Source organism: Paraburkholderia sp. IW21 (assembly GCF_041321145.1).
GTDB lineage: Bacteria > Pseudomonadota > Gammaproteobacteria > Burkholderiales > Burkholderiaceae > Paraburkholderia.
The window spans coordinates 92,271-115,435 of the sequence record NZ_JBGGWA010000012.1; the positions used below are offsets into that span (position 1 = coordinate 92,271).

The window sequence follows — 23,165 nt, forward strand, 5'->3', positions numbered from 1 at the left end:
CGCGCGACTTTATTTGCACAGCAAAAGCAGGCGCTCCTGATCCGTGCAGGAGGGGCGTGGTTTCCGCGCGGCTTGCGCAGCGGCGGCCGTTGCGTTGATCGTCGCACTCCTGTTCGCGAGGCACGCGCGCAAATGTTTCTCCACCGGTCCGTAGTATTTCCATCCGCGCACGAGCGCCGGCAATTCAAGCTTCACCTGTTTCCACTTCGGGTGCCCGTGTTCCTGCAGATTGTCGAAGTTGGCGCACAGCGAGTCGGCAAAGTGATTCAGGTTGCCGACGGTATCGCGCAGACCGTAATCGTAGGTGACGAGAAAGGCCTTCACGGTCAATGTGGGGACGTCTTCCTTGAGCCAGTTCGGATAGCTGGCCGCGCGGATCGTCGCGGGAAAATACGTCTGTTTCGCACGGGCGGTTTCGGGCGCGGCGGAATCGACTTTCAGCAGGCGGATCTGTTGCAACAGGTCGGGATTCATGTCGTTGAACAGTTTTGCCGGCTGCCCGACCACGATGATCGCAACGTCCACCTTCTTGACGATCAATGCGGCCAGCGCGTCTTCGTTGCTCAGGTGCTGGACGTTCTGCTCGGGAATCGTCTGGCCGAACATGAGGTGATACAGCGTCGTGGCCGATTGAGCGGTGCCGCTGCCGAGCAGGCCGACGCTGATGCTCTTGTCTTTGATGTCGGCGAAGGTTTTCATCGGCGAGTCCGCGCGCACCACGACGTTAATTTCCTCGTCGTAGAGCGGCATGATGAGCCGTAGCGGCCGGATCGCCGTGCCCGCGTCGGCGTTGCCGGCGTTGGCCATATCGATGTAGGCCTGATACACATCGGACTGCACTAGCGCGAGCTTCACACCCGGCTCGAAGCGCATGCGCTGCACGTTTTCAGCCGAGCCCTTCGACGCCATCACTTCCAGGTCGATGCCCGCCGGCTGTGCCACCCATTTCGACAGATCCTGGCCGATCTGAATATACGTGCCCCGTTCCGGACCGGTGACGATCTTGTAGTGAGCGGGTTCCGCGAAAGCAAACGATGACATGACCATCAGCGCCAGTCCCAGCCATCCCGCCAGAAGTCTCTTCAGCATGGTCTATCTACCTATCGGTCAGGTTTGAACAGCTTCTCGCGCCCGCGCGCGCGAAGCACTGGAGAGTCGGTTGCCATGTCATATTCAGTGCGCTGCGCGTGCAATGTCCGTCTGTTGCCGCTCACAGCCCACGCGAACAGAGATGTAATCGGGCATGCCGTGTTTCATCCAGCAAGTCATGCGCTTCATCGTGCGAGAGGCTGCGAAATTCGGTGTCCAAAAGATTGCTAATGCGCCGGACTGCCTGTCGCGGCGTGCGGGTTGAGCGGCGCCCAGCCGGTCTCGCGAATCACGCGTTCGAGGATGGTCTTCGCGGCGTCATTGCCGGTGTCGATAGTGAGCGCCTCGGTGGCGTGCTGGCGTGCGCAGGTCCACGACTGCTGCGCGGCGCACATTTGCGCAGCCTGCAACGCGGTGTCGCGACGCGCGGTAAGCGGCCTCAATTCGGTCAGCAGGTTTTGCGCGTCGGGGTTGCCGGGCTGCAACGTTTGCGCCGCACCCAGCGCCGCTTGAGCCGCGGACAGGTCGTTGGCGCGGAAGGCGAGCCGCGCCGCCTGCAGCGCTTGCGCGGCATCGCGGAACTGCGGCGATGCCGGTTTGACAGGCGCTGCGGCTATCGGCGGCACGATCGGCGGTGCTGGTGTTGCCGGAGCGGTCTTTGCAGGATTGGCCGGAACCATGGGCTTAACCGCGGCGACCTGATTGGCCGGCCGAGCGGGGACATACGGCGCGATCGTGCCAGTCGTCGTCCTGGCATCCTGAACGTTGTCGGCGGTCTGGTCCGTATCGCCGGTATGCGACTCGTGGTTGTCGTTGAATAGCGCGTAGCCGCCATACGCTAGTCCGATGGCGACAATCGCCACAATCGCAAGCAACACCCGGCGCACCGTGAGCACGCCGCGACCGCTCGAAGGCGGCAGCTCGTCGAGCGAGGGAATAGTCGCAGCGGGCGTGGCGAGTATCGGCGCCTGGATGGCGGTCTCTGCGTGCACAGCCTCGCCGGTGGGCGCGGGATGTGCGGTGAGGTCGGTTTCGCTGGGCGGTACCGCTTCGAAGCCGTTTTTCTGCGCGGATTTACTCATGGCGCTGGCACGGCTGCCGGGAATGACGGTGCGCTTGTGCGGGCCCGTGTCGAGCGGATGCACCTCGCCGCAATACGGGCAATAGTCGACTTGCCGGTACAGGGCACCGCCACAGCGTTTGCAGGGCGTCGGAAAACTATGGCCGAGTGCTGTCTGGGTGGACATACTGTGGACCCACCTTTGGAAAACGATGCCGTTACGGCATGCTCCAGATCGTGTTGAGGCAGGACCGATGTCCGCGGAAACCACGATCCACATGCAAGGGAGAGCCTCGGGACGCAAGTCCTTGCTTGCGGTGCCGCTGCTTGCAATATGTGGCGTTTCGGTGAGAACGTCAATCGACGTTCTCACCTACTTTATCTGCGTCGGCGCACTTTTATCGGTATGACGAAACACTGGATATGTCGGCGGGACGAACGGGCGGCGTTCGACCTCGTCATCAAGCGCTTGGCGGGAGCGCTTGCAGGAAACGTGACGCGATCAGCGTTTGCGCAGGGGATGATCCTTCAGAAGCCACGCGAGCGCGAAGGCCAGCACCACCACGCAGGCTGCCGACAGATACACCGTGTGCAACGCGCCGGCAAACGCCTGCAGATAGTCGTCGCGCAACGCTTCGGGCAACTGGTGGATGGCCATCGGTCCGAGCGCGCGCGGCAATTCGGTGTCGGGCGGAATCAGTTTTTCGAGGCGTGTGGCGAGGCCGTTCGAAAACACCGCGCCGAAACTGGCCACGCCGATCGAGCCGCCGATCGAGCGGAACAGCGTCGCGCCCGAGGTGGCCACGCCCATGTGCTTGAACTCGACCGTATTCTGCACGGCGAGAATCAGCACCTGCATCACCATGCCGAGGCCGCAACCGAGAATGCCCATGTCGATATACATCACATGAATCGGCGTGCTGATCTGCAGGCGCGCGAGCAGCAGCATGGCCACGGCCACGAGGAACGTGCCGGCGATCGGGAACATGCGGTACTTGCCGATCTTGCTGATCAAACGGCCGGTCACCATCGACATCACGAACAGGCCGCCCATCATCGGCAGCATCTGCATGCCGGCTTCCGACGGCGTCGAGCCTTTGACCACCTGCAAATAAAGCGGCAGGAAAGTGACCGAGCCGAACAGCGACACGCCGATGATGAAACCGATCAGACTGCTCAGCAAAAACGTGCGCTGCTTGAAGAGCGCGAGCGGCAGAATCGGTTCCGCTGCGCTACGTTCTTCATGGATGAAGCCCCAGATCGCGACCAGCCCCATGCCCAGCGTGAACCACAACTGCGGCGAAGACCACGGCAGGATCGTGCCGCCCTGGCTCGTGAACAGGATGATGCAGGTGAGCGCGCCGGCGAGAAACGCGGCGCCCATGTAGTCGATGGTGTGCTTCACATGCCGGACGTGCGGTTTGAAGACTGCGCCGATCACGACCAGCGAGATGATGCCGAGCGGCAGATTGATGTAGAAAATCCAGCGCCACGAGAGATGCTCGACGAGAAAGCCCCCAAGCAGCGGCCCGACGACAGTTGCGAGACCGAACACGCCGCCGAACACGCCCTGATAGCGGCCGCGTTCAGCGGGCGGAATGACGTCCGCGATAGCGGCCATCGTCACGACGAGCAGGCCGCCGCCGCCGAGCCCTTGCAGCGCGCGCAGCACGATAAGCTGGGTCATGTTCTGGGCGATGCCGCACAGGACAGAGCCGACCAGAAACACGATGATTGCCGTCTGCAGCACGATCTTGCGGCCGAACAGATCGCCGAATTTGCCGTACAGCGGCACGACGATGGTTGAGCTGAGCAGGTAGGCCGTTACCACCCAGGACAGATTGTTGAGGCCGCCGAGTTCGCCGACGATGGTCGGCAGCGCGGTCGAGACGATCGTCTGATCGAGTGCGGCGAGCAGCATCACCAGCAGCAGCGCCGGAAACAGCAGACGGATCGGCGGGTGGCCGCTTACCGGCATGGCGGGCTGCGCGTCCGGCTGCGCATCGGACTGCATGAGCCCGGTGGGTTGAGTCGTTGTCGATTGGTTCATGGGACCACGGCATTGAAATTAATTAATTCAGAGATTAATATATGCGACATCGCGTCACTCGTCAAATTGAATGCAATGGCAAGGATTCCGTCCGAAGTACAAAAGGTGCGAAGCGGGCCGCGCGGCACGCCCGCGGTGAAGGCTCGAAAAACGTCGAAGCAGGCTGCGGCTCCCTCGGGCACTTCCGCGAATGCCGCACCCGCACGGCGTCCCGGCAGGCCTTCGGGGGCGGCGCGCGGCCCGGAGCAGCGCAGCCGCCTGCTCGACGTCGCGCTCGCGCTGTTCGCGCGGCAGGGCATCGTCGATACCACGCTCGGTGAGATTGCCCGCGAGGCGGGTTTCACGCCGGCGATGGTGCATTACTACTTCAAGACACGCGATCAACTGCTCGACGTGTTGATCGATGAGCGTTTCGCCCCGCTGCGCGCGGCGCTCGGCGTTCCTTTTCGGGAATATCCCGACGATCCGGTGGCGGCGATCACGCAGCTCGCGCAGCGGCTGGTGCAGGTGGCGGCCGAGCATCCGTGGTTTCCGTCGCTGTGGGTGCGCGAAGTGATCAGCGACGGCGGCCTGCTGCGCCAGCGCATGCACGAACGGTTCGGCGACACGCATCAGAAGGCGTCGTTGTCATCTATCGCGCGCTGGCAAAAGGAAGGACGCCTGAATGCCGGGCTGGAACCATCGCTGGTGTTCGTCACGCTGCTCGGCCTGACAATTCTGCCGCTGGCCACCTCGAAGCTGTGGCGTAACGACCCCGTGCGGCGCAAAATCGGCGGCGAAGAAATTGCCCGGCATGCGGTGGCTTTGCTGGTGCAGGGCATCGGTCCAAAAAAAGCGGGCTGACGGCGGCGCCGGATTTTTGCGCGCGCTCTGGTTCTGGTGCAACGCCGTCAGGTGCGCCGGCAGCGCCACGGCTTTCCGCCTGGTTCAGGGATTGCGCGGCGCCTGCGCGTGAAGTGCTGCCCGAATTTTATTCACCGCCGATGCATCAACCGGCTTCGCCTGATTTCCCCAACTGCCACGGATGAACGTCAGCACGTCGGCGATCTGCTGATCGCTCAGCCGCCAGCCAAAGTCCGGCATGGCGAGTGGCGCGGGCAGCGCGGACGACGACGGCATCGTCGAACCGGTCAGCACGATATGAATCAGCGAGGTCGGGTCGACTGCGTTGACCGCGGGGTTGCCCGATAACGACGGGAAGGTCTGGCCGGCGCCCGTGCCGTCCGAGCGATGGCAGGCATTGCAGTTGTCGAGATAGATGCCTGCGCCGCGAGCGCGCAGGTCGCCGGCGCGCAACGCGCGCGTGGCCCTCGCGGTTTCTTCGGCGCTGGCGGGCGGACCGAGCGCGACGTCTTCGGGGGGGAGGCTCTTCAGGTAGACCGCGATGGCTTTCAGGTCGGCGTCGCGCAGATGTTGCGTGCTGTCGTTCACCACTTCCGTCATGGCGCCGAATGCCGCGGTATGCGCGCCGCGACCGGTCTTCAGAAACGCCGCCAGTTCCTCCGTCGACCAGCCCGCGAGCCCGCTGCCGAGCCCATCGGCGAGCGTCGGCGCATTCCAGCCGGCCAGCGTGGCGCCGCTCAGATAGCGTCTGCCATCCTGTTCGCTGAAGGCTTTTTCCTGGCCCGTCGCGCCATGCGGTGTATGGCATGCGCCGCAATGGCCGAGCCCTTGCACGAGATAGGCGCCGCGATTCCATTCGATACTTTTCGACGGATCGTTGCGATAGGGCGTGTCGGCCTTCAGATACAACAGGTTCCAGCCGATCATCAAAGCGCGCACATTGAGCGGAAACGGCAGCTGGTTCGGGCGATCCGGTTGATTTACCGGTGCGACGCCCTTCATGAAGTACGCGTACAGCGCCGCCATGTCGTCGCGAGACAAAATCCGGAACGACGGATAAGGCATTGCCGGATAGAGGTGCCCGCTGCGTTTCGAGGTGCCGCGGCGCACCGCGTCGTCGAATGCCTGAAAGCTGTAGGCGCCGATGCCGGTGTCTTTGTCGGGCGTGATGTTGGTGGAGTAGATCGTGCCGAACGGCGTCTCCATCGGCAGACCGCCTGCGAACGGTTTGCCGCCCGGTGCCGTATGGCATGCGGCGCAATCCCCCACACGGGCCAGATAAGCGCCGCGTTGCGCGAGCGTGTCCATTGCCCGCGTGCCTGGCGCGGCGACGGCCGCGGATGCGATCCGAGCGGCAGGGGTTACGGCCGCTTGACCGAATGCAAGGCGCGCCGCCGATAAAAACGCCAACAATGCCGCCGTGCTGACAGAGGCGGTCACGCGAAGCCGGAGAGAGTTTTTCATGCTCTGCGTCCTCATCAGACGGCCAGCAGCGCGCCGGGGTTCTTCAGATAGCGCGTGCGAATCGCATGTGCCGCCCAGTAAGCAAGTGCGCCGACCGTGCCGGTCGGGTTGTACGAAAAATTTTGCGGGAAGGCGCTGGCGCCGAGCACGAAGACGTTCGGCACGTCCCAGCTTTGCAGATACTTGTTGACCACGCTGCGGTCGGGGCGCTCGCCCATGATCGCGCCGCCGGTGGTGTGGGTGGTTTGGTACGGACGGACGTCGTATTGATCGCCGATCTTCTTCGTGTTGATCACCAGTTGCTTCGGCTTCATTGCGCGGCCGATTTCCGCCGCTCGGCCGGTGGTGTATTGCGACATCCTGATGTCGTTACTTTTCCAGTTGAAGGTCATGCGCAAAAGCGGCTGGCCGTAGGCATCGCGATAGGTCGGGTCGAGGTCGAGGAAATTGTCGCGGTACGACATCACCGAGCCTTCGGTGCCGATGGTCATCGAATGCAGATAGTTTTCCTTGAGCGCGCTTTTCCATTTCGCGCCCCACGCCGGTGTGCCCGGCGGCAGCATGGCTTGCTGGATTGGCCTGCCGCCGGTGACGTTGACTGCCGTGTAGGCGCCGCCGATGAAACCGAGCGGACCATGGTCGAAGTTGTCGCCGTTGAATTCGTCGATGGCTTGCCCACCCGCGCCTGAGCCGGCGAACGGATTCAGGTAGACGTTCTTGTCGAAGAACAGCGAGACGCCGCCATTCATCTGATAGGCGTAGTTCTTGCCGACCGTTCCCTGACCCGTGAGCGGATCGTAGGGGCGGCCGATCTTCGAGAGCAGCAGCAGGCGCACGTTGTGCATCTGGTATGCGCAGAGAATCACGAGGTCGGCGGGCTGCTCTACTTCGCGCCCCAGCGAGTCGATGTACGTGACGCCCGTGGCTTTCTTGCCCGACGAATCGAGATTCACGCGCGTCACGTGCGCTTGCGCGCGCAACTCGAAGTTCGGCTTCTTGCGCAGCGCGGGAATGATGGTGGTCTGCGGCGATGCCTTCGAATACATGTAGCAGCCGAAGCGTTCGCAATAGCCGCAGAAATTGCATGCGCCGAGTTGCATGCCGTAGGGGTTGGTATAGGCCTGGGACGCATTCGACGCAGGCGACGGAAACGGCTTGAAGCCGAGCGAGCGCGCGGCTTGTGCAAACAGTGCCGCAGGAAGGTTGTCTTTGAGTGGCGGCAACGGGTAGTCGCGCGTACGCGGGCTCTCGAAAGGATTGCCGCCGGCGCTCGGCTTGCCGCTCAGATTGCCCGCTTTTCCCGACACGCCGCATACATATTCGAACTTGTCGTAGAACGGTTCCAGTTCCTCGTAGGTCACGCCCCAGTCCTGAATCGTCATGTCCTCGGGAATGAAGCGCTTGCCGTAGCGTTGTTCGTAGTGGCTGCGCAGGAGCAGGTCGCCGGCGGTGGCGCGCCAGTGCATGCCGTTCCAGTGCGCGCCGGCACCGCCTACGCCGTTGCCCAGCAGGAACGAACCGAGTTGCCGGTAGGGCAGCGCCTGATCTTGCGCGGTATGACGGACGGTGACGGTTTCGGTCGCGAGGTTCTGCATCAGACCGTAGCGGATGCCGTACGTCAGTTCGTCGGCAATGCGTGGGTAGGCGAAATCCGGATTGGTGTCGCGCGCGGGGCCGCGCTCCAGCGCGAGCACGTCGAGACCTGCCTCGGTGAGTTCCATTGCCATGATCGCGCCGGTCCAGCCGAAGCCGACCAGTACGACGTCCACGGGCTTTGTTTTGATTGCCGCCATCTCAATTCTCCTTGCCCTTGACGCCGACCGGCTCATACGGATACGGCTGGTTCTGGCCGACAAAGTCCAGATAGTCGGCCCGCGCGCCGGGAAAGCCGATCATCTTCCAGCTGCCCGCGTGCTTGTTGCCGCCGTGCACGGGGTCCGCGAGATAGCCTTCGATCGTGTTCGAGTGGAGGAAATCGAAGAAGGTTTTGGCGTCGACGCTGTTGAATCGCAGTTCGCCGCCGTCCAGTTGATGCAGCACGGCATCCTGGTCGGGAATGCTTAGGTTGGCAAAATGATTTCCATGTTGCAGTGAGCAATGGGCATTCGTTTCTGCAATGCCGAGCCGGTAAACTTCGCGCGGTGTCAGCCGCGATTGATAGCCGAACTGCGGCGACGCCTGGGTGAATGGACCTTGCATGTACCAGCGTGCGGCGTAACCGAACTCTCCTTCCATCTGCTTATCGATGAACACGGGCACATCGAGTTCGAGTGCGCCTGGGCCTATGTCGTCTGAAGGGATCAGCCGCGCGACGGCAGCATGGATGAAGGTCCATTCGTCCGCGTTGAAGTAGCGAGGACTGTAGGACTTGCCTGCTGGTTCCAGCGTGCTGGTTGTCGATGATTGTCTTGAATCGCAGGCAGCGAGCGTGACGGCTGCGGGAAGCAAGGCAGCTGATTTGAACATGAAGCGACGGCGAGAATTGGATGATAGGTCGTCGATTTCATTGCCAACCGGATGTTGAGGATTTCTTTGCATCGTACTTACCGATCATGTGGGTAACGGTACGTAGATGCATGACACGAAGCTTAAGTTCAATAGTTACGGTATGCGAAATATCATTACGAAATGGTTTCGATAAAGAGATGGATTTGTGCTTGCGGGCGGTCCGCCTATCCGTGTAAAAAGACAGTTCATGCCTTGATTTTCTGCCGCCACGCTTCATACGCAGCTCGTGTTGTTTCGTTCGGCGGATAAGTGCCGGGCAGAGCGGCGCCTTCACGAATACGCTCGGTGAGAAACGCTTCGCGTTGCTCCTGCTCGGCGGCGGCTTGCGCAACTTCGGCCGCCATTTTGAGTGGGATCACCACTACGCCATCGGTATCGCCCACGATCACGTCCCCCGGAAATACGGCTACGCCGCCGCAGCCGATCGGCACATCGATGTCCACCGCATGGTGGCGAATCAGATTCGGCGGCGCGCTCGCTCCCGCGCAGAACACTGGCAGGCCGAGCGCGGCGATCGTCGTGCTGTCGCACCGGGCCATCGGACACCATGCCCGCCACGCCGCGCACCTGCAACCGTTGCATCAGGATCGAACCGAACGATGCGCTGCCGCGCTCGCCGAGATCGGACATGGTGTCGAGCGCCTCAGATTTTGGGGAATGGAGAGATGGCAATCACATGCCGTGCTGCATCGCAGCGGCGGAACGCAGCCGCTGCGGTCTCGTGTACGCGATGATAGCGCCGCCCCCGGGGCGGACGGCTCGCGCAAACATGTCGGCGTGATGTCGAAACCGCCGTGGCACGCAGCGTGCTATTCGAGAGAGGGAGGTGGGCGCCGTGCGGGAACGCAACGTGGTCGCGTCGCAAAGAATACGAATGTCGGAAAAGACGCTGGGCGTAAAAGGCGGTACAAACAGGGTTTGTACGAGCTGCCACAGCGAATCGGGTGTCGGCATCGGTCTGTCATGGCAATGGCGCCGAATGCCGGCTTTTCATCAGCGTGCAATTTTGGCGCGTTACTGTATGCACGCGTTGCGTTCGGGCCATGTTTTACAATCGTGGGCCTGCATGCAACTCGACGCATGAAATCGAGTCGGATCATGAACAGCAATACCGCAGCCGTGCAAATCGGCGGCAAACAGCAGGGCGATACATTGGCCGCGTCCGAGGGCCTAACCGGTTTTTTAGAGCAACAACAGAAAATGAACGGAGCATTGAGACTCGATCAGGCCGTGATCGTGCTCGTCGAAGACGACCCGGATAGCCGGGAATCGCTGACCTTATTACTCGAAGCGGAAGGGGCGCATGTCGTCGCCGTGGCGGATGCGGAAGCGGGCGTCGAAGCGGCGCTGCGACTGTTGCCCGACGCAGTGGTGTGCGACCTCGAATTACCGGCCATGGACGGCTTTTATCTGATCCAGCGGCTACGCGATCACGAGATTCGTGGCGATCACGTGCCTTCGGTAGCCGTGGCGCTCACAGGCCATACCGACGACGCTTACCGCTTGCGCAGCATCGGCGAGGGCTTTCAGCATTTCATGACCAAGCCCGCATTACCGGAAGATCTTGTGAAGCTGCTGCACGACGCAATCGACGCTCGCGCGGCGGGTTGATCGGCCGCGGGCGGGCGGTGGGCGCAGGCGTTCGCGCTGCTGTTCGTGTTGCTATCTGGCGGCCACGACCGGTGCTGCAGCGCCAGCGCTGGCCGCTTCCACGGCCTGACAGGCGGAACACAATCCCTTCAATTCGATTTCATCGCTGGCAAGGCGATAGCCCGCGTCTTCGATTTGCGCAACAAGCGCCTGGCGAAGCTTCGGCTGGTGCAGTTCGGTGACGTTGCCGCATTGCTGACAGACCACCAGAATGCCGTGTTGGCATTGGGTCAGGTCGTGGCAGACGGTGAACGCATTGATCGACTCGATCCGATGCACGAGCCCAGCCGAGAGCAGAAAGTCCAGCGCGCGGTAAACCGTGGGGGGGGCCGAGCCGGGATGGATCTGGCGCATGTCGTCGAGCAGCGAATAAGCTTTGGTGGCGCGCCCGGAATTCAGCAGCAATTCGAGCACTTTGCGGCGCAGCGGCGTGAGTTTTTCGCCACGTTCGCGGCAATATTCTTCCGCGAGCGTCAGTGCGGCTTCCTGAGAACCACCGTGTGCGTGCCCCGGCTCATGACGATGAGTGGAGGCGGCAGGGGTGGTTTGGTCGGCGGTCGCGGCGGGCTTGGCGGTCTTCATGCGTCGATTATAAAGGCCAACGCACCGCGCTGTGCCAGCGCGCGGCGCGCCTGCCGGCCGCGGCTGGGCGCCGTGATCAGGCAAGAGCGGCCGGACGGCTTAGGTTAGCGGGAAGTCGACGTATTTCTTGAAGCCCGAGCGCGTCGCAATCCGCGAATACCACCGCTCCAGACTCGGCAGCGGGGGACGCTCGACGCCGTCCAGCCCGAACCAGCGTTTCGCGTACGCGCCGATCACGATATCGGCAAGCGTAAACTTCTCGCCTTCGAGGAAGAAGCGGCCTTGCAGATGGTTGTCCAGCATGCGCCACAGCAGCGTGACCGCACCGAAGTCGGCGGCCAGTTTGGCGGCGTCGCGCTCGGCGGCCGGCGTGCGCACGAGGGTCCAGAACACCGGACGCTCGGCGGGTTGCAGCGTGGAGAGCGACCAGTCGAGCCAGCGGTCGATGCTGGCGCGCAGTTTCGGCTCGGACGGATACAGAAGGCTCGATTCGCCGTATTGCAGCACCAGATAACGCAGGATCGAGTTCGATTCCCACAGCACGAAGTCGTCGTCGACCAGTGTCGGAATCTTGGCCGTAGGATTCATCGCGAGATAGTCGGGCTCGTTGTTGCGGCCGAATTGCAGGCCCGCGTCGATGCGCTCGTACGGCAGCACCAGTTCGTCGCAACACCACAAGACTTTCTGAATATTGACAGAGTTGGTGCGTCCCCAGATTGTTATCATCCTGCAAATCCTTTTCTTTTTGATTGGCAAGCTGCGCAAGCAGCGCGGCGTTCAGCCAGTAACGATACACGATGCGGTGGTTTTGCGTGCTGGCAGGGCGCGGGCGTTGCGTACAATGAGCGCACCCGAATACGACGAGGCACCGCATGGCCCGCATTGTCCCCGACGACTGGAAGAGCCTTGCCGCCACCGGCGCGGCGGCACGTGAACGCGAAACTCTCGCGTTGCTTGAAGAGGCGCTCCCCGACGGCTACACCGTTTATCACGGCGTGCATTGGACCCGCCTGAACCAGAGTTTTTCGGTGTTCGGCGAGGCCGATTTCGTGATCGTCAGCCCGGCCGGGCGCGTGATGATCATCGAACAGAAAACCGGGTTTCTGCGCGAAACGCCTAAGGGGCTCGTCAAGGTCTATCTTCAGACGGAACGCAATGTGGCGATCGCGCTCGCGCACACCATCGAAACGCTGCACCGGCGCTTTACCGCGGCGTTCGGCGCGGGCACCTATTTTGTCGAAGAACTGCTGTATTGCCCGGACCACATCGTCAAAGACGCGGCGATTGCCGGCGTGAATCCCGCGCGGATCGTCGACGCAACGCGCAAGAACCGGCTCGCAGCGGTCATCCGCGAGGCGCTGCCGGCCGACGAGCCGCGCCTTGCCTGCGCGCCTAAAATCCACCACTTTCTTGCCGACGAACTCGCGCTCACGCCCGACACCAGTGCGCTGGTCGGCCAGGCCGGCACGCTCGTCACGCGGCTGGCGGGCGGTCTTGCGACCTGGGCGCGGCGGCTCGAGTTCTCGCCGTTCCGCCTGCGCGTGATCGGCACGGCTGGCTCCGGCAAGACGCAACTGGCGGTGCAGGTGATGAAGGACGTGGTGGCGCGCGGGCAGCGGCCTTTGTACGTGTGCTTCAACCGGCCGCTTGCGGATCACATCGCGCGGGTCGCGCCGCCCGAAGCGAAGGTGGCGAACTATCACCAGCTATGCGACTGGATCGCGCGCGACGTAGGACGTGCACCGGATTTCCAGTCCGGCGACGTGTCCCCCCATCCCCCAAGGGGACTTTCTTCGGGGCGGGGGACTTCCCTCAGGGCGTTCGATCAGCTCGAAACGGTTTTCGCCGAAACGCCGATCGAGGCGCGCTGGCAGTTCGACGTTCTGATCGTCGATGAAGGGCAGGACTTCCAGCAGCCGTGGGTCGCCGCGCTGGAGCGTCTGTTGCGGCCGGGCGCCGCGTGGTGGTGGCTCGAAGACCCGCTGCAGAACCTGTATATGCGCGAACCGGTCGAGCTGCCCGGCTGGACCACACTGAAAGAGACCACCAACTACCGCAGTCCGCGCGACATTCTCGATTATGTGCGCGACGTGGTCGGCGCCTCGGTACCGGTCGCGGCAGGTCTTGCATCGGGCAGTCCGTTCGACGGTTCCGATATTTCGCTCTCCGTCTACGACGAGGCGAATGCCGCCGAAGGCAGCATCGAGGCGACCAAGCGGGCGATTACGCAGGCACTGTCGCTCGGGTTTCGCAAGCAGGATATCGCGGTGCTGTCGTTTCGTGGCCGCGAAGGCTCGGCGATGACCGCGCAGGATCATCTCGGGCCGCATCGGCTGCGTAGTTTCACCGGCAAGTACGATCTGTTCGGCAACCCGGAGTATCGAGAGGGGGATGTGGTGTTCGAGTCGATCTATCGCTTCAAGGGCCAGGCGGCACCGTGCGTGATTCTCACCGAGGTCGACTTCGATGCCTTCGACGAGCGCATCGCGCGCAAACTGTTCGTCGGCGCCACGCGTGCGACGATGAAGCTGATCATCGTCGCGTCGCAGCGGGCCGCGCGGCATCTGCATCTGCGCGACGGTAAAGAGGTCCAGGAAGTCAAAGAGATCGGCGAGGCAAAAGAAGCCTGATGTCAGGCGTGCCCGCTCAAGTCCACGCGCGGGCGCCGACCAGCATGCCGGTTCGCGTGTGCGCGTCCCACCAGATCACGCGCAGCAGCGGCGCTTGCTGTGCGATCAGCAGTGCCTGCACCGGATCGCTCTCGACAAAATGCGTGACGCCGCCGCGCAATGCCGCGGCGGCCTTGTGAGCAGCGGCGCCGGCGGAACTTTCGTCGTGCGTGTCGGGCGTGCGCATCACCAGTTCCATATGACCGAAACCGTGCCGCGCGAGCCACGCTTCGGTGCGCGCGCGATCCAGTTCCGGCCGGCCGGTGATGATCGTGCGAACGCGTTGCAGATCGATGCCCGGCAGCACGTCGAACGGCAGCAGGGCGTCGCGTTCGGCGAGCGCGGCGGCCAGATCCTCGTCGTAGCGAGCAAGCGGCACGTCGGGCAGCAGGATGCCGTCCAGGTCGATCGCATAGGTTGCGTATTCGTGATCGTCGGCCATCGCGGGTGCAGTGCCTGCTTCGACGCGTGCCCAGTCTTCGCGATAACGTTCGGTGTAGGCCTGGCGCTCCCACGGGAAGAGCGTGAAGTAGCCGCGTGCATCGATCGCGTAGTCGGGTTGCATGCGGCTCAGGTCGTCGGCCGCGCCCGTCAGCGTCTTGACGTCGAGGCCGTGCTGCTTGAGGAACGCGATGCAATCGGTCAGCGTAAAGCCACGCCCTGCAATGTCCTCGCACAGCAGCACTTTGGCGCCCGTGGGCGGCATCGGCAGCGTCGAGTCCCAGGCGACCGTGCGGGACCGGCGGTCGTAGCGCAGGAAGGCGACCGGCATGCCGGCCGCATGCGACACCATCAGCGCGAGCGGCGCGCCGCCGCGCAGAATGCCGATCGCCATCGTGAAGCGCTCTGCCAGCAACGCCGGCTGCAGCGATTCGATCCAGTGATCCAGTTGTTCGTACGTCAGGGGTAAAACCGGCTTGTTCATGACTCGTATGGCGTCGCGTTGCGCACGTGGGGCGGGTGTCTCGAATACGGGGCGCGGCGCTCGGCGGTGGTGCCGCAGCCTGCCCTCGTTTTTTTGAGACAAAGAATTTTGGAGATATTATGCATGCGTCCAAGGATCGCGCGTCGGCATGACGCGCGGCACCGGATGGGGCATGCGTGAGAGCGGCGCCGCAGTCGCGCAAAGGGGCTGCAGTTTCGATAGCCGGCGGCGTCGGCGCAGCGCAGCCGCCCGAAAAAAAACAAACAACGGAATAAGCAGGCAGATGACCAAGGCGACCGCAGGGGTGGGTGGCAGGAAAAGCGCTGACAGGGGCGTAGGGTGGGCGTTGGGCCTGATCTTCGCACTGGCCGCGTGGAGCATGCAGGCAGAGGCGCAGGCGGAGTCGTTGCCGTTGTCGCTCGACGTGGCGGGTAAAATCGGCAAGACCACCGACGCGTCGCACCAGCTTTATCACTTCAGCGAGGCACAACTGCTCGCGCTGCCGGTCCATTCGATTACGACCGTCACGACCTGGACTCCGCGTTCCACCTTCACAGGGCCGCTGCTCGCGGATATTCTGAAGACAGTCGGCGCATACGGCAGCGAAGTCGAGATCCATACGCTCGACGACTATACCTACACCGTTCCAGTGTCCGATTGCGATCGCTACGGCGTGGTGGTTGCGTACAGCATGAACGGCCGCCGCCTGAAGATCAGCGACTTCGGGCCGCTGTTTCTTATCTACCCGCGCGACGCGTTCCCCGATGAACTCACGGGCGCCTCGGGCGATTCGAAATTCGTATGGCAGATCAAGGCACTCATCGTCAAATAGCGCGCCGTCCATGGCGCCGCGTCCTGTATGTGCTGATCTGGCTGACCGCGCTCGCGGCGCCGGCCGGCGCGATCGGCTATCTGTTGTACGCGAACCTGCTTAATCCGCACGCAACCGAACAGCTGACCGGCACGTACGACGGCTTCTATTGGGACGCTGCGCAGTTGCAGATCGCCTACGCGCGTTTCGAGAACCAGCTGCTGCTGTATCAATCCGGTGTCGACGACGACTATCAGCGGCTCATGCTGCGCGACCAGTTGCTGCAATCGAAGCTGCACGTGATGGCCGGATCGACGCGCCGGCTGACCACGCAACCCGCGCTGCTGCAACGGCAACTGGACGCGATCCAGTCGCTCGGTCATCTGCTGGTCGGGATTCAGCCTGAGGTCGATGCGCTGCCGAACGACCGCAGCCGCGCCAGTCAGATCGTCATGGCGTTGCGCCAGCATTGGGACGAGGTCAACGATCTCGCGTTGAGCCGCCGTTTCGCCGACGTGGCCGACCGCGAGGCGATGAACCGCGATTTCATCGACAAGCGCCGGATGCTGTTCGCGGGCGGCATGTTGCTGCTGTTGCTGTCGGCGGCCGCGACCATGCTGCTGGTGCTCAACGGCCGGCGCCGCACGCGCCTGATGCATCAGCAGCAGGCGGCGCTCGACGCGGAGCATCAGGCGAGCCGCGCGGCGCGCGAGGCGAGTCTCGCGAAGGACGCGTTTCTCGGCATGATCAGCCATGAACTGCGTACGCCGTTGCACGCGATCGTGTCGTCGATCGAATTGCTGGGCTTCAACTATCACTCCGAGGCTGACCGCAAGGTGATCCAGCGGCTCGAAACCGCGGGGCGGCATCTGGAAGCCCAGATGAGAGATCTGACCGACTACGCACGCCTTGGCGCCGGCAAGCTCGAGTTGCGTCACGAGCATTTCGAACCGCGCGAACTGCTGGCGTCGATCGTCGACGAACACACGATGTCGGCCGCCGCACGCGGGCTCAGGCTCGAAAGCGAGATGAGCGGCATGCGCGGCCTCGTCGATTCCGATCCACACCGCATTCGCCAGATCGTCAACAACCTCGTCACCAACGCAATCCGTTACACCGAAACCGGTACGGTACGCGTGCACCTGAAACAGCGGCCGGCGGTGCTGATCTTCGTCGTCAGCGATACGGGGCCGGGGGTGCCGCCTGCGCAGATTCCGCTGATCTTCCAGGAGTTCACGCAGCTGGACGCGTCGCGCACGCGCCGCTTCGAAGGCGCGGGGATGGGGCTGGCCATCGTGCAGGGGCTGGTGAAGCTGTTCGGCGGCGCCGTCGACGTGGCGAGCAAGGTCGGCGAGGGCACGATCTTCACGGTGACGATTCCGGTCAGGCCGGTCGTGGCGTCCGAGCCGCCTCACGTGGTGGCACACGCCGAGCCGGGCGGGGTGCGCCCCTGCGTGCTGATCGTCGACGATAACCGGCTGATTCGCGAGTCGCTCAGCGAAATGGTCGCGCACATGGGTTTCGACGCACAGGCCGTCGCCAACGCCGACGACGCGCTCGCGTGGCTCGATGCGGGCCACTGCGATGTGGTGTTGCTGGATCTGCATATGCCGCAGCGCGACGGTTATACGTTTCTCGCGGACTTTGCCGCGCGCAGCGGTCCCTCGTCGGGGGCTCAGGTGATCGTGGTCAGCGCCTATGCGCCGGGGGCGGGCGCTGCGGAAGACGAGGATGCAGGGACCGGCTCGCAGCCGTTCTTCGAAGCGTTATTAAAGCCCGTACATTACGAGGAGTTGCGCGTCGCATTGCAGCGCGCTTTGGCTTCGCGGCATACGGTTTGACGCGATGTCCAAAGGCGTGCAGATGGAGGAGGGCTCACCCTGAGCACACACCTTCCGCCGCGTGCGGGCTCGTCAGGGCCGGTTGAGCCGCTTTGACAGATCGGCGACCAGGATCGCCATACGCGCGGGCTTCTCATAGCACGCGACGTCGTAATTGCGGATCACCTGGCTGATCTCCGATTCGCTCGCCTTGCCGGTCAGCAATTCGCCGGTCAGCACGAAAATCGGCGCGTCCGGATTTTCCGACGCGCGCACCGCGCGAATCGCCGCCGCCGAAGTCTGCGAGCCGAACAGCCAGTCGATCACCACGCCGTCGAAGATCTGCGTTTGCAGCTGTTCGGCGAACGCGGACAGACCGTAGATCGCCACGGCCGCGAAACCGCTGCGTTCGAGATAGTCGCGCAGGTTGTCGGCGGAGGCCTGATCGTCGTCGACCACGGCGATGGTCGGCTTGTCGGTTTCGGCGCGGCGCGGATAGATCTCGATCTTGTGGACTTCGTAGGCGCTTTGATAAAGCGCGCCGTCGTGACGTGCAACGCGCCATTGGCCGAGCTTGGAGTACGCGACAAATTCCGGGCGGCTGCCCGGTTCGAGGGCGGCGCCGACCCATGCGGTGCAGGCCAGCTCGATCGCGCCGATGCTGAACACCGCTTCCTGGGCGATTGCGCCGACCATGCCCGGATCGAGCGACTGCGCGCCGAATAGCTGGGCGGCGGGTTCGCCGAACACTTCGGCGACCTTCTTGATCTGTGAGAGGGTCCACGGGCTGTTGCCGCGCAGCTTGCGGTGCCCTTGCGAAAAACTGAGATCGAGGACGCGGCACAGTTCAGTGGTTTGCTGGCGTTTGCCGATTCCGTGTCGGCTCATCAACTCGCGCACACGCTCGGCGACTGCGATGGAGTCGGGTGAGTTTGTTTCGTTAGCCATACTGCGTGAGGATCCGCCTTCTTAAGGGTGGTTGTGGGGGCGATACGGACACGATGAAACAGCGCCGCATTTGTGCAGGAATATTTCAGATAAGCCTTAAGGCCACCTTATGTTGCTGACATTTTTTCGAGTTTGGCCGCTGAGGCTTTCAGGCCTTTGAAAATCCGCTCGGCGACTTTGCCCGGAAACCGCTCGGGCAACTCGGCCGAGACCTGTTCGATGACCTTGGGTGTCTGGTCGATCAGCCGCTGGATCAAAGGCTCGGCGTTCGCCCCATACGAGCACCTCAGCGCCATCGCGTTGAAGTGGCGCCGTTGCACGTCGCGAAAGGCGTCGTGTTTGCTCCGCGACCACATCGCCATGGCGAGCTTGGCCTTGAACCATGACCACTGGTTCGGACCGTTGCCTTCCACCGGCCAGATCGACATCACGTCGTAAAGCGGCGTCAGACGGTACTGGCCGCCCGGCAGCAGGCGAATGCTGAAGTTCTTGGCGTGGCCGTCCGGCGCCGCCAGCATCCAGAACAGGATCTGGCTCGCCAGCAGCGTCTCGATGTCCTGCTGGGCGGACACCGATTGCTGGAGAATCCGCGCGAGATCCAGCAAGCCTGGGCCGCCTTCGTTTTCGTACTTGCGATGCGAAGGTACGCCGTACACCTGGCAGAAGTCTTCTTGCGGCAGGCGCAACAGCCATTGCCCGCTCGAATGCAGTTGCCGGTCGAAACGTTCGACGCTCAACACCCGTTGCTTGCCGAACGTCAGGATCTCGGTATTGGCGACCGGCAGACCGTAGGCGCGCAGGATCCGCAGACACAGCCATTCGTTTTCGACCGAGGTGCTGAGGTCGGCGAGTTTGTTGCCGACCAGCCCGAGCGGCAGCTTGAAAATATGCGTGGTGGGCGTGGCGCCGTGCGGGCGTTGCCACTTGCCGCCGTGCCACAGCAGCGCGGTTTTCTCCTGCGCGCCGGCGAGCGAGATGCGGAAATCGTCCGCTTCGTCGGGCGTGCCGAGGGCGGGATTGCTGACCGTGCGCGCCAGCGTCGTCTCGATCTCGTTGTCCGACAGCGGCGTGCCTTCGATCCGTTCGACCCCGGTCGGCGCGTCGCTTTCGGCAAGCAGTTGAACGGCGCCCACGCAATCCCGGCCGATGGCTTGCAGCAGGTCGAACGCATCCAGCGTATCGGTCTGGTAGCGTTGGGCGATGCGTTTTCTGATCGCCTCGCTGTCGGGCAGCAGGTTGTCGAAATAGTTGAGCACCCGCGGCCCTTTTTGCGCCACGTTGCTCGGCGTGAACGGCAGTGAGAGCGAAAGCGGCCGGCCCGCAGGCGAGGCGACCCACGTGGGATCGTAAGCGAACTCCATGGGGCCGCGGGCGGGCAGGCGCCAGGCGCCGACGCGCTCGCCATTAGCCCACACCGAAAGTGCCCGCGAATGAGTCTGACGGCCCATGCTCACCACTCGACCAAAGGCGCCGGCTCAGCTACCGGCTGGTTCTTGTCGCGGACCTGCAATTGCAGCCCGTAAGCGCCGCACAGCGCCAGCAATTGTGCAAGCGTGAGGGCGGTGGCTTCGGTTTCCAGCACTGAGATGCGGCTCTGGCTGACGCCGATGCGCGCGGCGGCTTCGGCCTGGGTGAGGCCGGCTTGCCGCCGGCCGGCAGCAAGCAGCTGGGCCATCTGGTCCGGTGTAGTGACGAGGTGGAGCATGGCAAATTATCCGCGAGACGAATAAACGCATTTTATGCGTCACACAGATATTTGTCAAATATTCGCGTGGCACATATTTGGCAAATATCTGTGTGACGCATAAAAAGCAAATATCTCTGTGACGCATAAATTCTGTCTATCTGCGCACGTGTCGGAAACGGAAGGGGACGGGGGCCCGCTCGCCACCGCCTGGCATCAGGGGCTGCGCGCGGCATGCTTTGCGCAACCCCTGATGCCGGCGCTACGCCACGCGAGCTATCCGGCGAGCACCGCGATCGGGCCCGTTTTCTGCTCGGGAGCTTTTCACCGACGCTTTTCACCGACCTTTGGATTGCGGAACCCGCCATGAATCGAACCTACACCCTGCTTGCCGTGAGCCTTCTCGCACTGAGCGCAGTCACCGCGGCGAATGCGGCCACCCAGGACGAACAGGCCAAGGCCTGTCGCGGCGACGCGATGCATTTCTGCTCCGCCGATATTCCAAACAAAGAAAAAATCACCGTCTGCATGAAGCAGCACATCGACGAACTCAGCCCGGCGTGCCGCGCGATGTTCAAGGGCGGCAAGAAAGGCGAAGCCAAAGCCGCTTCGCAATGAACGTGGCGTGGGGCCGCGATCCGGCCCCACGCCACGCCGGGCGTCGTAGAATTGCTTGTTCTCGACTCCCGGAGCCGCCACGTGCCAGATCAGCCACACCCGGAGCCACGCCCGCAACACTTACGCCTGCCGCGCGCCGCGCCCGCACGTCCTGGCCGTCGCCGCGCGCCCGCACACCATTCACACGCGACCCGCGGCGTCGCCGCAGCGTGTGACCGGCTGATGGTGATCCCCTCGTCGCGACCACCCAGCGAAGCGCCCGCGGGCTAGCGCACACTGCAACGCGCCCGACAGGCTTCGTCCGCCGACGTTTTCCACTTTTCATACGCAAGAAGGCTGCACGCATGAAACTGAACCGCATGATAAGCACGGTCGAAGTGCATACAGCCGGCGAACCGTTTCGCATCGTCACCAGCGGTTTGCCGAAGTTTCCCGGTAAGACCATCGTCGAACGCCGCGCATGGCTCAAGGAGCATGCCGATCATTTGCGCCGCGCGCTGATGTTCGAGCCGCGCGGCCACGCCGATATGTATGGCGGCTATTTGACGGAGCCGGTCAGCGAAGGCGCCGACTTCGGCGTGATCTTCGTGCACAACGAGGGCTATAGCGATCATTGCGGCCACGGCGTGATCGCCCTTGCCACCGCGGCCGTCGCGCTCGGCTGGGTCGAGCGTGTCGAACCGGAAACGCGTGTCGGCATCGACGCACCCTGCGGCTTCATCGAGGCGTTCGTGCAATGGGACGGCGAGCAGGCGGGCCACGTGCGCTTCGTCAATGTGCCGTCGTTTATCTGGCAGCGCGACGTGACGGTCCACACGCCTGGCTTCGGGGAAGTGCGCGGCGATATCGCGTTCGGCGGCGCGTTCTATTTCTACACGTCGGGCAAGCCTTTCGACCTGAACGTGCGCGAAGCCGGGATCGACCGGCTGATCCAGTTCGGCGCCGAAGTCAAACGCGCGGCGAACGAGGCCTTCAAGGTCCAGCATCCACGGATTCCCGAAATCAACCATATTTACGGCACCATCATCGACAACGCGCCGCGTCATGCCGGCTCGACTCAGGCCAATTGCTGCGTCTTCGCCGATCGTGAAGTGGACCGCTCACCGACCGGCTCCGGCACTGCGGGCCGCGTCGCGCAACTCTATCTGCGCGGCGAGTTGGGCCGCGACGAAACCTTGGTCAACGAATCGGTGATCGGTACGATTTTTCGCGGCCGCGTCTTGTCGGAGACGAAGCTCGATGGGTTCGACGCCGTGATTCCGGAGATCGAAGGCGACGCGCATGTGTATGGTTTTGCAAACTGGATCGTCGACGAACGCGATCCGTTGACTTACGGTTTTCTGGTGCGCTGAATCGAACGCAACCCATCGCAAGGACTGGAAAGACAAGCCTATGACTCGGACGACCACGCAGATTTTCGACGCCGCCGCCACCGCGCGGCTGATCCCGTACGCGACGCTCGTCGACGCATTGAAGCGCGCGAGCATCGACTATGTGCAGCAACGCATCGCGAGTCCCGAGCGGCTCGTCGTGCCGCTCAACGAAGGCGGCATCATGCTGTCGATGCCGGCCACCGCGCCCGACCTCGCCATCCACAAGCTGGTCAATGTTTGCGCGAGTAATAAGCCGCGCGGCATACCGACGATCCACGGCCAGGTGATGGCCTTCGATGCGGACACCGGTGAGACGCTCTTCATCCTCGACGGCCCGACGGTGACGGGGCGCCGCACGGCGGCGATGTCGATGCTCGGCGTACACACTTTCGCGCGGGCCAGGCCGCGCGAATTCCTGCTGATCGGCACCGGCACGCAGGCCGTGAATCATCTGGAAGCGGTCGGCGAACTGTTCCCCGACGCACGCGTGTGGGTGAAGGGCAGCGCGCCCGCGCGCGCCGAAGCGTTTTGCGCGGCGTATCGCGGCAAGGCGCGCGAACTGCATGCGCTGGCAAGCGCTGACGCAAACCTCCCCGCTGCGATCGACGTAGTGATTGCGCTGACCACCAGCAAGCAGCCTGTCTACGACGAAACGGCACGCGCGGATCGGCTCGTGATCGGCGTTGGCGCGTTCACCCCCGCAATGGTCGAGATCGGCGCGCGCACGATCGCAGGCAGCGCGCTGTTCGTCGACGACGAAGCGGGTGCAAAACATGAAGCCGGTGATTTTATCCAGGCCGGAGTCGATTGGACGAAGGTCGGCGGAATTGCCGCAGCGGTGCAAAATGTCACGACTTTGTTGCCGGAACAGCCGATTGTTTTTAAAAGCGTCGGCTGCGCGGCATGGGATCTCGCCGCCTGCCGCGTGGCGCGCGAGGCCTTGTCGGGCGGCTGATCAGGACCGTTCCATGGTTCGGCGACGAGCGCTTTGCCGGCGCAGGTTGGCGTATTGCGCCAACCTGCGGCACATGTTGCCGTGCAAAAAATCTCAAAAAGTTGCACCATAGACGT

The 23,165-nt window shown here is 63.2% G+C and carries 20 protein-coding genes and 1 pseudogene; 8 read left to right on the plus strand and 13 right to left on the minus strand.

Translation table 11 applies throughout. The features are described 5' to 3' along the window. Positions 1-9: 9 nt before the first annotated feature. The 3 genes from ACAX43_RS25725 to ACAX43_RS25735 form a co-directional block, all read right to left on the minus strand. Positions 10-1,089, minus strand: coding sequence for a TAXI family TRAP transporter solute-binding subunit (locus ACAX43_RS25725; RefSeq protein ID WP_370711220.1), 1,080 nt, complete (start codon positions 1,087-1,089; stop codon positions 10-12). Positions 1,090-1,316: 227 nt separating this feature from the next. Then, positions 1,317-2,336: a hypothetical protein gene (locus ACAX43_RS25730; protein WP_370711221.1), complete on the minus strand. Its 1,020-nt coding sequence runs from the start codon at positions 2,334-2,336 to the stop codon at positions 1,317-1,319. Positions 2,337-2,651: 315 nt separating this feature from the next. Next, entirely contained in the window at positions 2,652-4,163 is a 1,512-nt protein-coding gene (locus ACAX43_RS25735) for an MDR family MFS transporter (RefSeq protein ID WP_370711222.1), read from the minus strand. 111 nt (positions 4,164-4,274) lie between these two features. On the opposite strand from ACAX43_RS25735, the gene ACAX43_RS25740 reads away from it, so the two are divergent. Further along, positions 4,275-5,042 carry a TetR/AcrR family transcriptional regulator gene (locus ACAX43_RS25740; protein WP_370711332.1) on the plus strand — a complete coding sequence of 256 codons (768 nt, stop codon included), beginning with the start codon at positions 4,275-4,277 and terminating at the stop codon, positions 5,040-5,042. Between the two features lie 84 nt (positions 5,043-5,126). On the opposite strand, the gene ACAX43_RS25745 is transcribed toward ACAX43_RS25740, so the two are convergent. From ACAX43_RS25745 to ACAX43_RS25760, 4 genes and pseudogenes are all read right to left on the minus strand, one after another. Then, positions 5,127-6,506: a cytochrome c gene (locus ACAX43_RS25745; protein WP_370711223.1), complete on the minus strand. Its 1,380-nt coding sequence runs from the start codon at positions 6,504-6,506 to the stop codon at positions 5,127-5,129. A gap of 14 nt (positions 6,507-6,520) precedes the next feature. Continuing rightward, positions 6,521-8,299 carry a GMC family oxidoreductase gene (locus ACAX43_RS25750; protein ID WP_370711224.1) on the minus strand — a complete coding sequence of 593 codons (1,779 nt, stop codon included), beginning with the start codon at positions 8,297-8,299 and terminating at the stop codon, positions 6,521-6,523. A 1-nt stretch (position 8,300) separates the two neighbouring features. Then, complete coding sequence (locus ACAX43_RS25755; protein WP_370711225.1) at positions 8,301-8,972, minus strand: gluconate 2-dehydrogenase subunit 3 family protein; 672 nt, start codon at positions 8,970-8,972, stop codon at positions 8,301-8,303. Between the two features lie 227 nt (positions 8,973-9,199). Further along, positions 9,200-9,632, minus strand: a pseudogene (locus ACAX43_RS25760) (ribonuclease activity regulator RraA); the annotation flags it as partial. Positions 9,633-10,112: 480 nt separating this feature from the next. On the opposite strand from ACAX43_RS25760, the gene ACAX43_RS25765 reads away from it, so the two are divergent. Beyond that, positions 10,113-10,625: a response regulator gene (locus ACAX43_RS25765; RefSeq protein WP_370711226.1), complete on the plus strand. Its 513-nt coding sequence runs from the start codon at positions 10,113-10,115 to the stop codon at positions 10,623-10,625. A gap of 51 nt (positions 10,626-10,676) precedes the next feature. Here ACAX43_RS25765 and ACAX43_RS25770 read toward each other — a convergent pair whose 3' ends face one another. Together ACAX43_RS25770 and ACAX43_RS25775 are read right to left on the minus strand one after the other, a co-directional pair. Beyond that, positions 10,677-11,246: a Fur family transcriptional regulator gene (locus tag ACAX43_RS25770; protein WP_370711227.1), complete on the minus strand. Its 570-nt coding sequence runs from the start codon at positions 11,244-11,246 to the stop codon at positions 10,677-10,679. A gap of 99 nt (positions 11,247-11,345) precedes the next feature. Continuing rightward, positions 11,346-11,972, minus strand: coding sequence for a glutathione S-transferase family protein (locus ACAX43_RS25775; protein ID WP_370711228.1), 627 nt, complete (start codon positions 11,970-11,972; stop codon positions 11,346-11,348). Between the two features lie 146 nt (positions 11,973-12,118). Between ACAX43_RS25775 and ACAX43_RS25780 the strand changes: the two genes are divergently transcribed. Next, on the plus strand, positions 12,119-13,876 hold the full coding sequence (locus tag ACAX43_RS25780; protein ID WP_370711229.1) for an ATP-binding domain-containing protein: 1,758 nt from the start codon (positions 12,119-12,121) through the stop codon (positions 13,874-13,876). Positions 13,877-13,892: 16 nt separating this feature from the next. Here ACAX43_RS25780 and ACAX43_RS25785 read toward each other — a convergent pair whose 3' ends face one another. Continuing rightward, positions 13,893-14,840, minus strand: a complete 948-nt coding sequence (locus tag ACAX43_RS25785; RefSeq protein WP_370711230.1) for a phosphoribosyltransferase — start codon at positions 14,838-14,840, stop codon at positions 13,893-13,895. A gap of 283 nt (positions 14,841-15,123) precedes the next feature. On the opposite strand from ACAX43_RS25785, the gene ACAX43_RS25790 reads away from it, so the two are divergent. Both ACAX43_RS25790 and ACAX43_RS25795 read left to right on the plus strand, forming a co-directional pair. Then, positions 15,124-15,672, plus strand: coding sequence for a molybdopterin-dependent oxidoreductase (locus ACAX43_RS25790; RefSeq protein WP_370711231.1), 549 nt, complete (start codon positions 15,124-15,126; stop codon positions 15,670-15,672). Further along, positions 15,642-17,492: a hybrid sensor histidine kinase/response regulator gene (locus ACAX43_RS25795; protein WP_370711232.1), complete on the plus strand. Its 1,851-nt coding sequence runs from the start codon at positions 15,642-15,644 to the stop codon at positions 17,490-17,492. Before ACAX43_RS25790 ends, ACAX43_RS25795 begins: the two co-directional genes overlap by 31 nt. Before the next feature lie 72 nt (positions 17,493-17,564). Here the strand turns inward: ACAX43_RS25795 and ACAX43_RS25800 are convergent, their stop codons facing one another. The 3 genes from ACAX43_RS25800 to ACAX43_RS25810 all read right to left on the minus strand — a co-directional run bounded on the left by ACAX43_RS25800 (position 17,565) and on the right by ACAX43_RS25810 (position 20,124). Beyond that, complete coding sequence (locus ACAX43_RS25800; RefSeq protein ID WP_370711233.1) at positions 17,565-18,419, minus strand: helix-turn-helix domain-containing protein; 855 nt, start codon at positions 18,417-18,419, stop codon at positions 17,565-17,567. Positions 18,420-18,526: 107 nt separating this feature from the next. Continuing rightward, on the minus strand, positions 18,527-19,867 hold the full coding sequence (locus ACAX43_RS25805; protein WP_370711234.1) for a type II toxin-antitoxin system HipA family toxin: 1,341 nt from the start codon (positions 19,865-19,867) through the stop codon (positions 18,527-18,529). A 2-nt stretch (positions 19,868-19,869) separates the two neighbouring features. Then, on the minus strand, positions 19,870-20,124 hold the full coding sequence (locus tag ACAX43_RS25810; protein WP_370711235.1) for a helix-turn-helix domain-containing protein: 255 nt from the start codon (positions 20,122-20,124) through the stop codon (positions 19,870-19,872). Positions 20,125-20,469: 345 nt separating this feature from the next. On the opposite strand from ACAX43_RS25810, the gene ACAX43_RS25815 reads away from it, so the two are divergent. The 3 genes from ACAX43_RS25815 to lhpI all read left to right on the plus strand — a co-directional run bounded on the left by ACAX43_RS25815 (position 20,470) and on the right by lhpI (position 23,049). Beyond that, positions 20,470-20,721 carry a hypothetical protein gene (locus ACAX43_RS25815; protein WP_370711236.1) on the plus strand — a complete coding sequence of 84 codons (252 nt, stop codon included), beginning with the start codon at positions 20,470-20,472 and terminating at the stop codon, positions 20,719-20,721. 344 nt (positions 20,722-21,065) lie between these two features. Continuing rightward, on the plus strand, positions 21,066-22,073 hold the full coding sequence (lhpH, locus tag ACAX43_RS25820) for a trans-3-hydroxy-L-proline dehydratase (RefSeq protein WP_370711237.1): 1,008 nt from the start codon (positions 21,066-21,068) through the stop codon (positions 22,071-22,073). Between the two features lie 40 nt (positions 22,074-22,113). Then, positions 22,114-23,049 (plus strand): bifunctional Delta(1)-pyrroline-2-carboxylate/Delta(1)-piperideine-2-carboxylate reductase, encoded by a 936-nt coding sequence (gene lhpI / locus ACAX43_RS25825; protein ID WP_370711238.1) that lies wholly within the window; start codon positions 22,114-22,116, stop codon positions 23,047-23,049. Positions 23,050-23,165: the final 116 nt, after the last annotated feature.

Coding starts and splice junctions, on each gene's coding strand:
- ACAX43_RS25815 (WP_370711236.1), top strand. CDS start 20,470: ATGAATCGAACCTACACCCTGCTTGCCGTGAGCCTTCTCGCACTGAGC.
- ACAX43_RS25730 (WP_370711221.1), bottom strand. CDS start 2,336: ATGTCCACCCAGACAGCACTCGGCCATAGTTTTCCGACGCCCTGCAAA.
- ACAX43_RS25770 (WP_370711227.1), bottom strand. CDS start 11,246: ATGAAGACCGCCAAGCCCGCCGCGACCGCCGACCAAACCACCCCTGCC.
- ACAX43_RS25790 (WP_370711231.1), top strand. CDS start 15,124: ATGACCAAGGCGACCGCAGGGGTGGGTGGCAGGAAAAGCGCTGACAGG.
- ACAX43_RS25785 (WP_370711230.1), bottom strand. CDS start 14,840: ATGAACAAGCCGGTTTTACCCCTGACGTACGAACAACTGGATCACTGG.
- ACAX43_RS25775 (WP_370711228.1), bottom strand. CDS start 11,972: ATGATAACAATCTGGGGACGCACCAACTCTGTCAATATTCAGAAAGTC.
- lhpI (WP_370711238.1), top strand. CDS start 22,114: ATGACTCGGACGACCACGCAGATTTTCGACGCCGCCGCCACCGCGCGG.
- ACAX43_RS25800 (WP_370711233.1), bottom strand. CDS start 18,419: ATGGCTAACGAAACAAACTCACCCGACTCCATCGCAGTCGCCGAGCGT.
- ACAX43_RS25725 (WP_370711220.1), bottom strand. CDS start 1,089: ATGCTGAAGAGACTTCTGGCGGGATGGCTGGGACTGGCGCTGATGGTC.
- ACAX43_RS25780 (WP_370711229.1), top strand. CDS start 12,119: ATGGCCCGCATTGTCCCCGACGACTGGAAGAGCCTTGCCGCCACCGGC.
- ACAX43_RS25740 (WP_370711332.1), top strand. CDS start 4,275: ATGGCAAGGATTCCGTCCGAAGTACAAAAGGTGCGAAGCGGGCCGCGC.
- lhpH (WP_370711237.1), top strand. CDS start 21,066: ATGAAACTGAACCGCATGATAAGCACGGTCGAAGTGCATACAGCCGGC.
- ACAX43_RS25795 (WP_370711232.1), top strand. CDS start 15,642: ATGGCAGATCAAGGCACTCATCGTCAAATAGCGCGCCGTCCATGGCGC.
- ACAX43_RS25805 (WP_370711234.1), bottom strand. CDS start 19,867: ATGGGCCGTCAGACTCATTCGCGGGCACTTTCGGTGTGGGCTAATGGC.
- ACAX43_RS25810 (WP_370711235.1), bottom strand. CDS start 20,124: ATGCTCCACCTCGTCACTACACCGGACCAGATGGCCCAGCTGCTTGCT.
- ACAX43_RS25750 (WP_370711224.1), bottom strand. CDS start 8,299: ATGGCGGCAATCAAAACAAAGCCCGTGGACGTCGTACTGGTCGGCTTC.
- ACAX43_RS25755 (WP_370711225.1), bottom strand. CDS start 8,972: ATGTTCAAATCAGCTGCCTTGCTTCCCGCAGCCGTCACGCTCGCTGCC.
- ACAX43_RS25735 (WP_370711222.1), bottom strand. CDS start 4,163: ATGCAGTCCGATGCGCAGCCGGACGCGCAGCCCGCCATGCCGGTAAGC.
- ACAX43_RS25765 (WP_370711226.1), top strand. CDS start 10,113: ATGAACAGCAATACCGCAGCCGTGCAAATCGGCGGCAAACAGCAGGGC.
- ACAX43_RS25745 (WP_370711223.1), bottom strand. CDS start 6,506: ATGAAAAACTCTCTCCGGCTTCGCGTGACCGCCTCTGTCAGCACGGCG.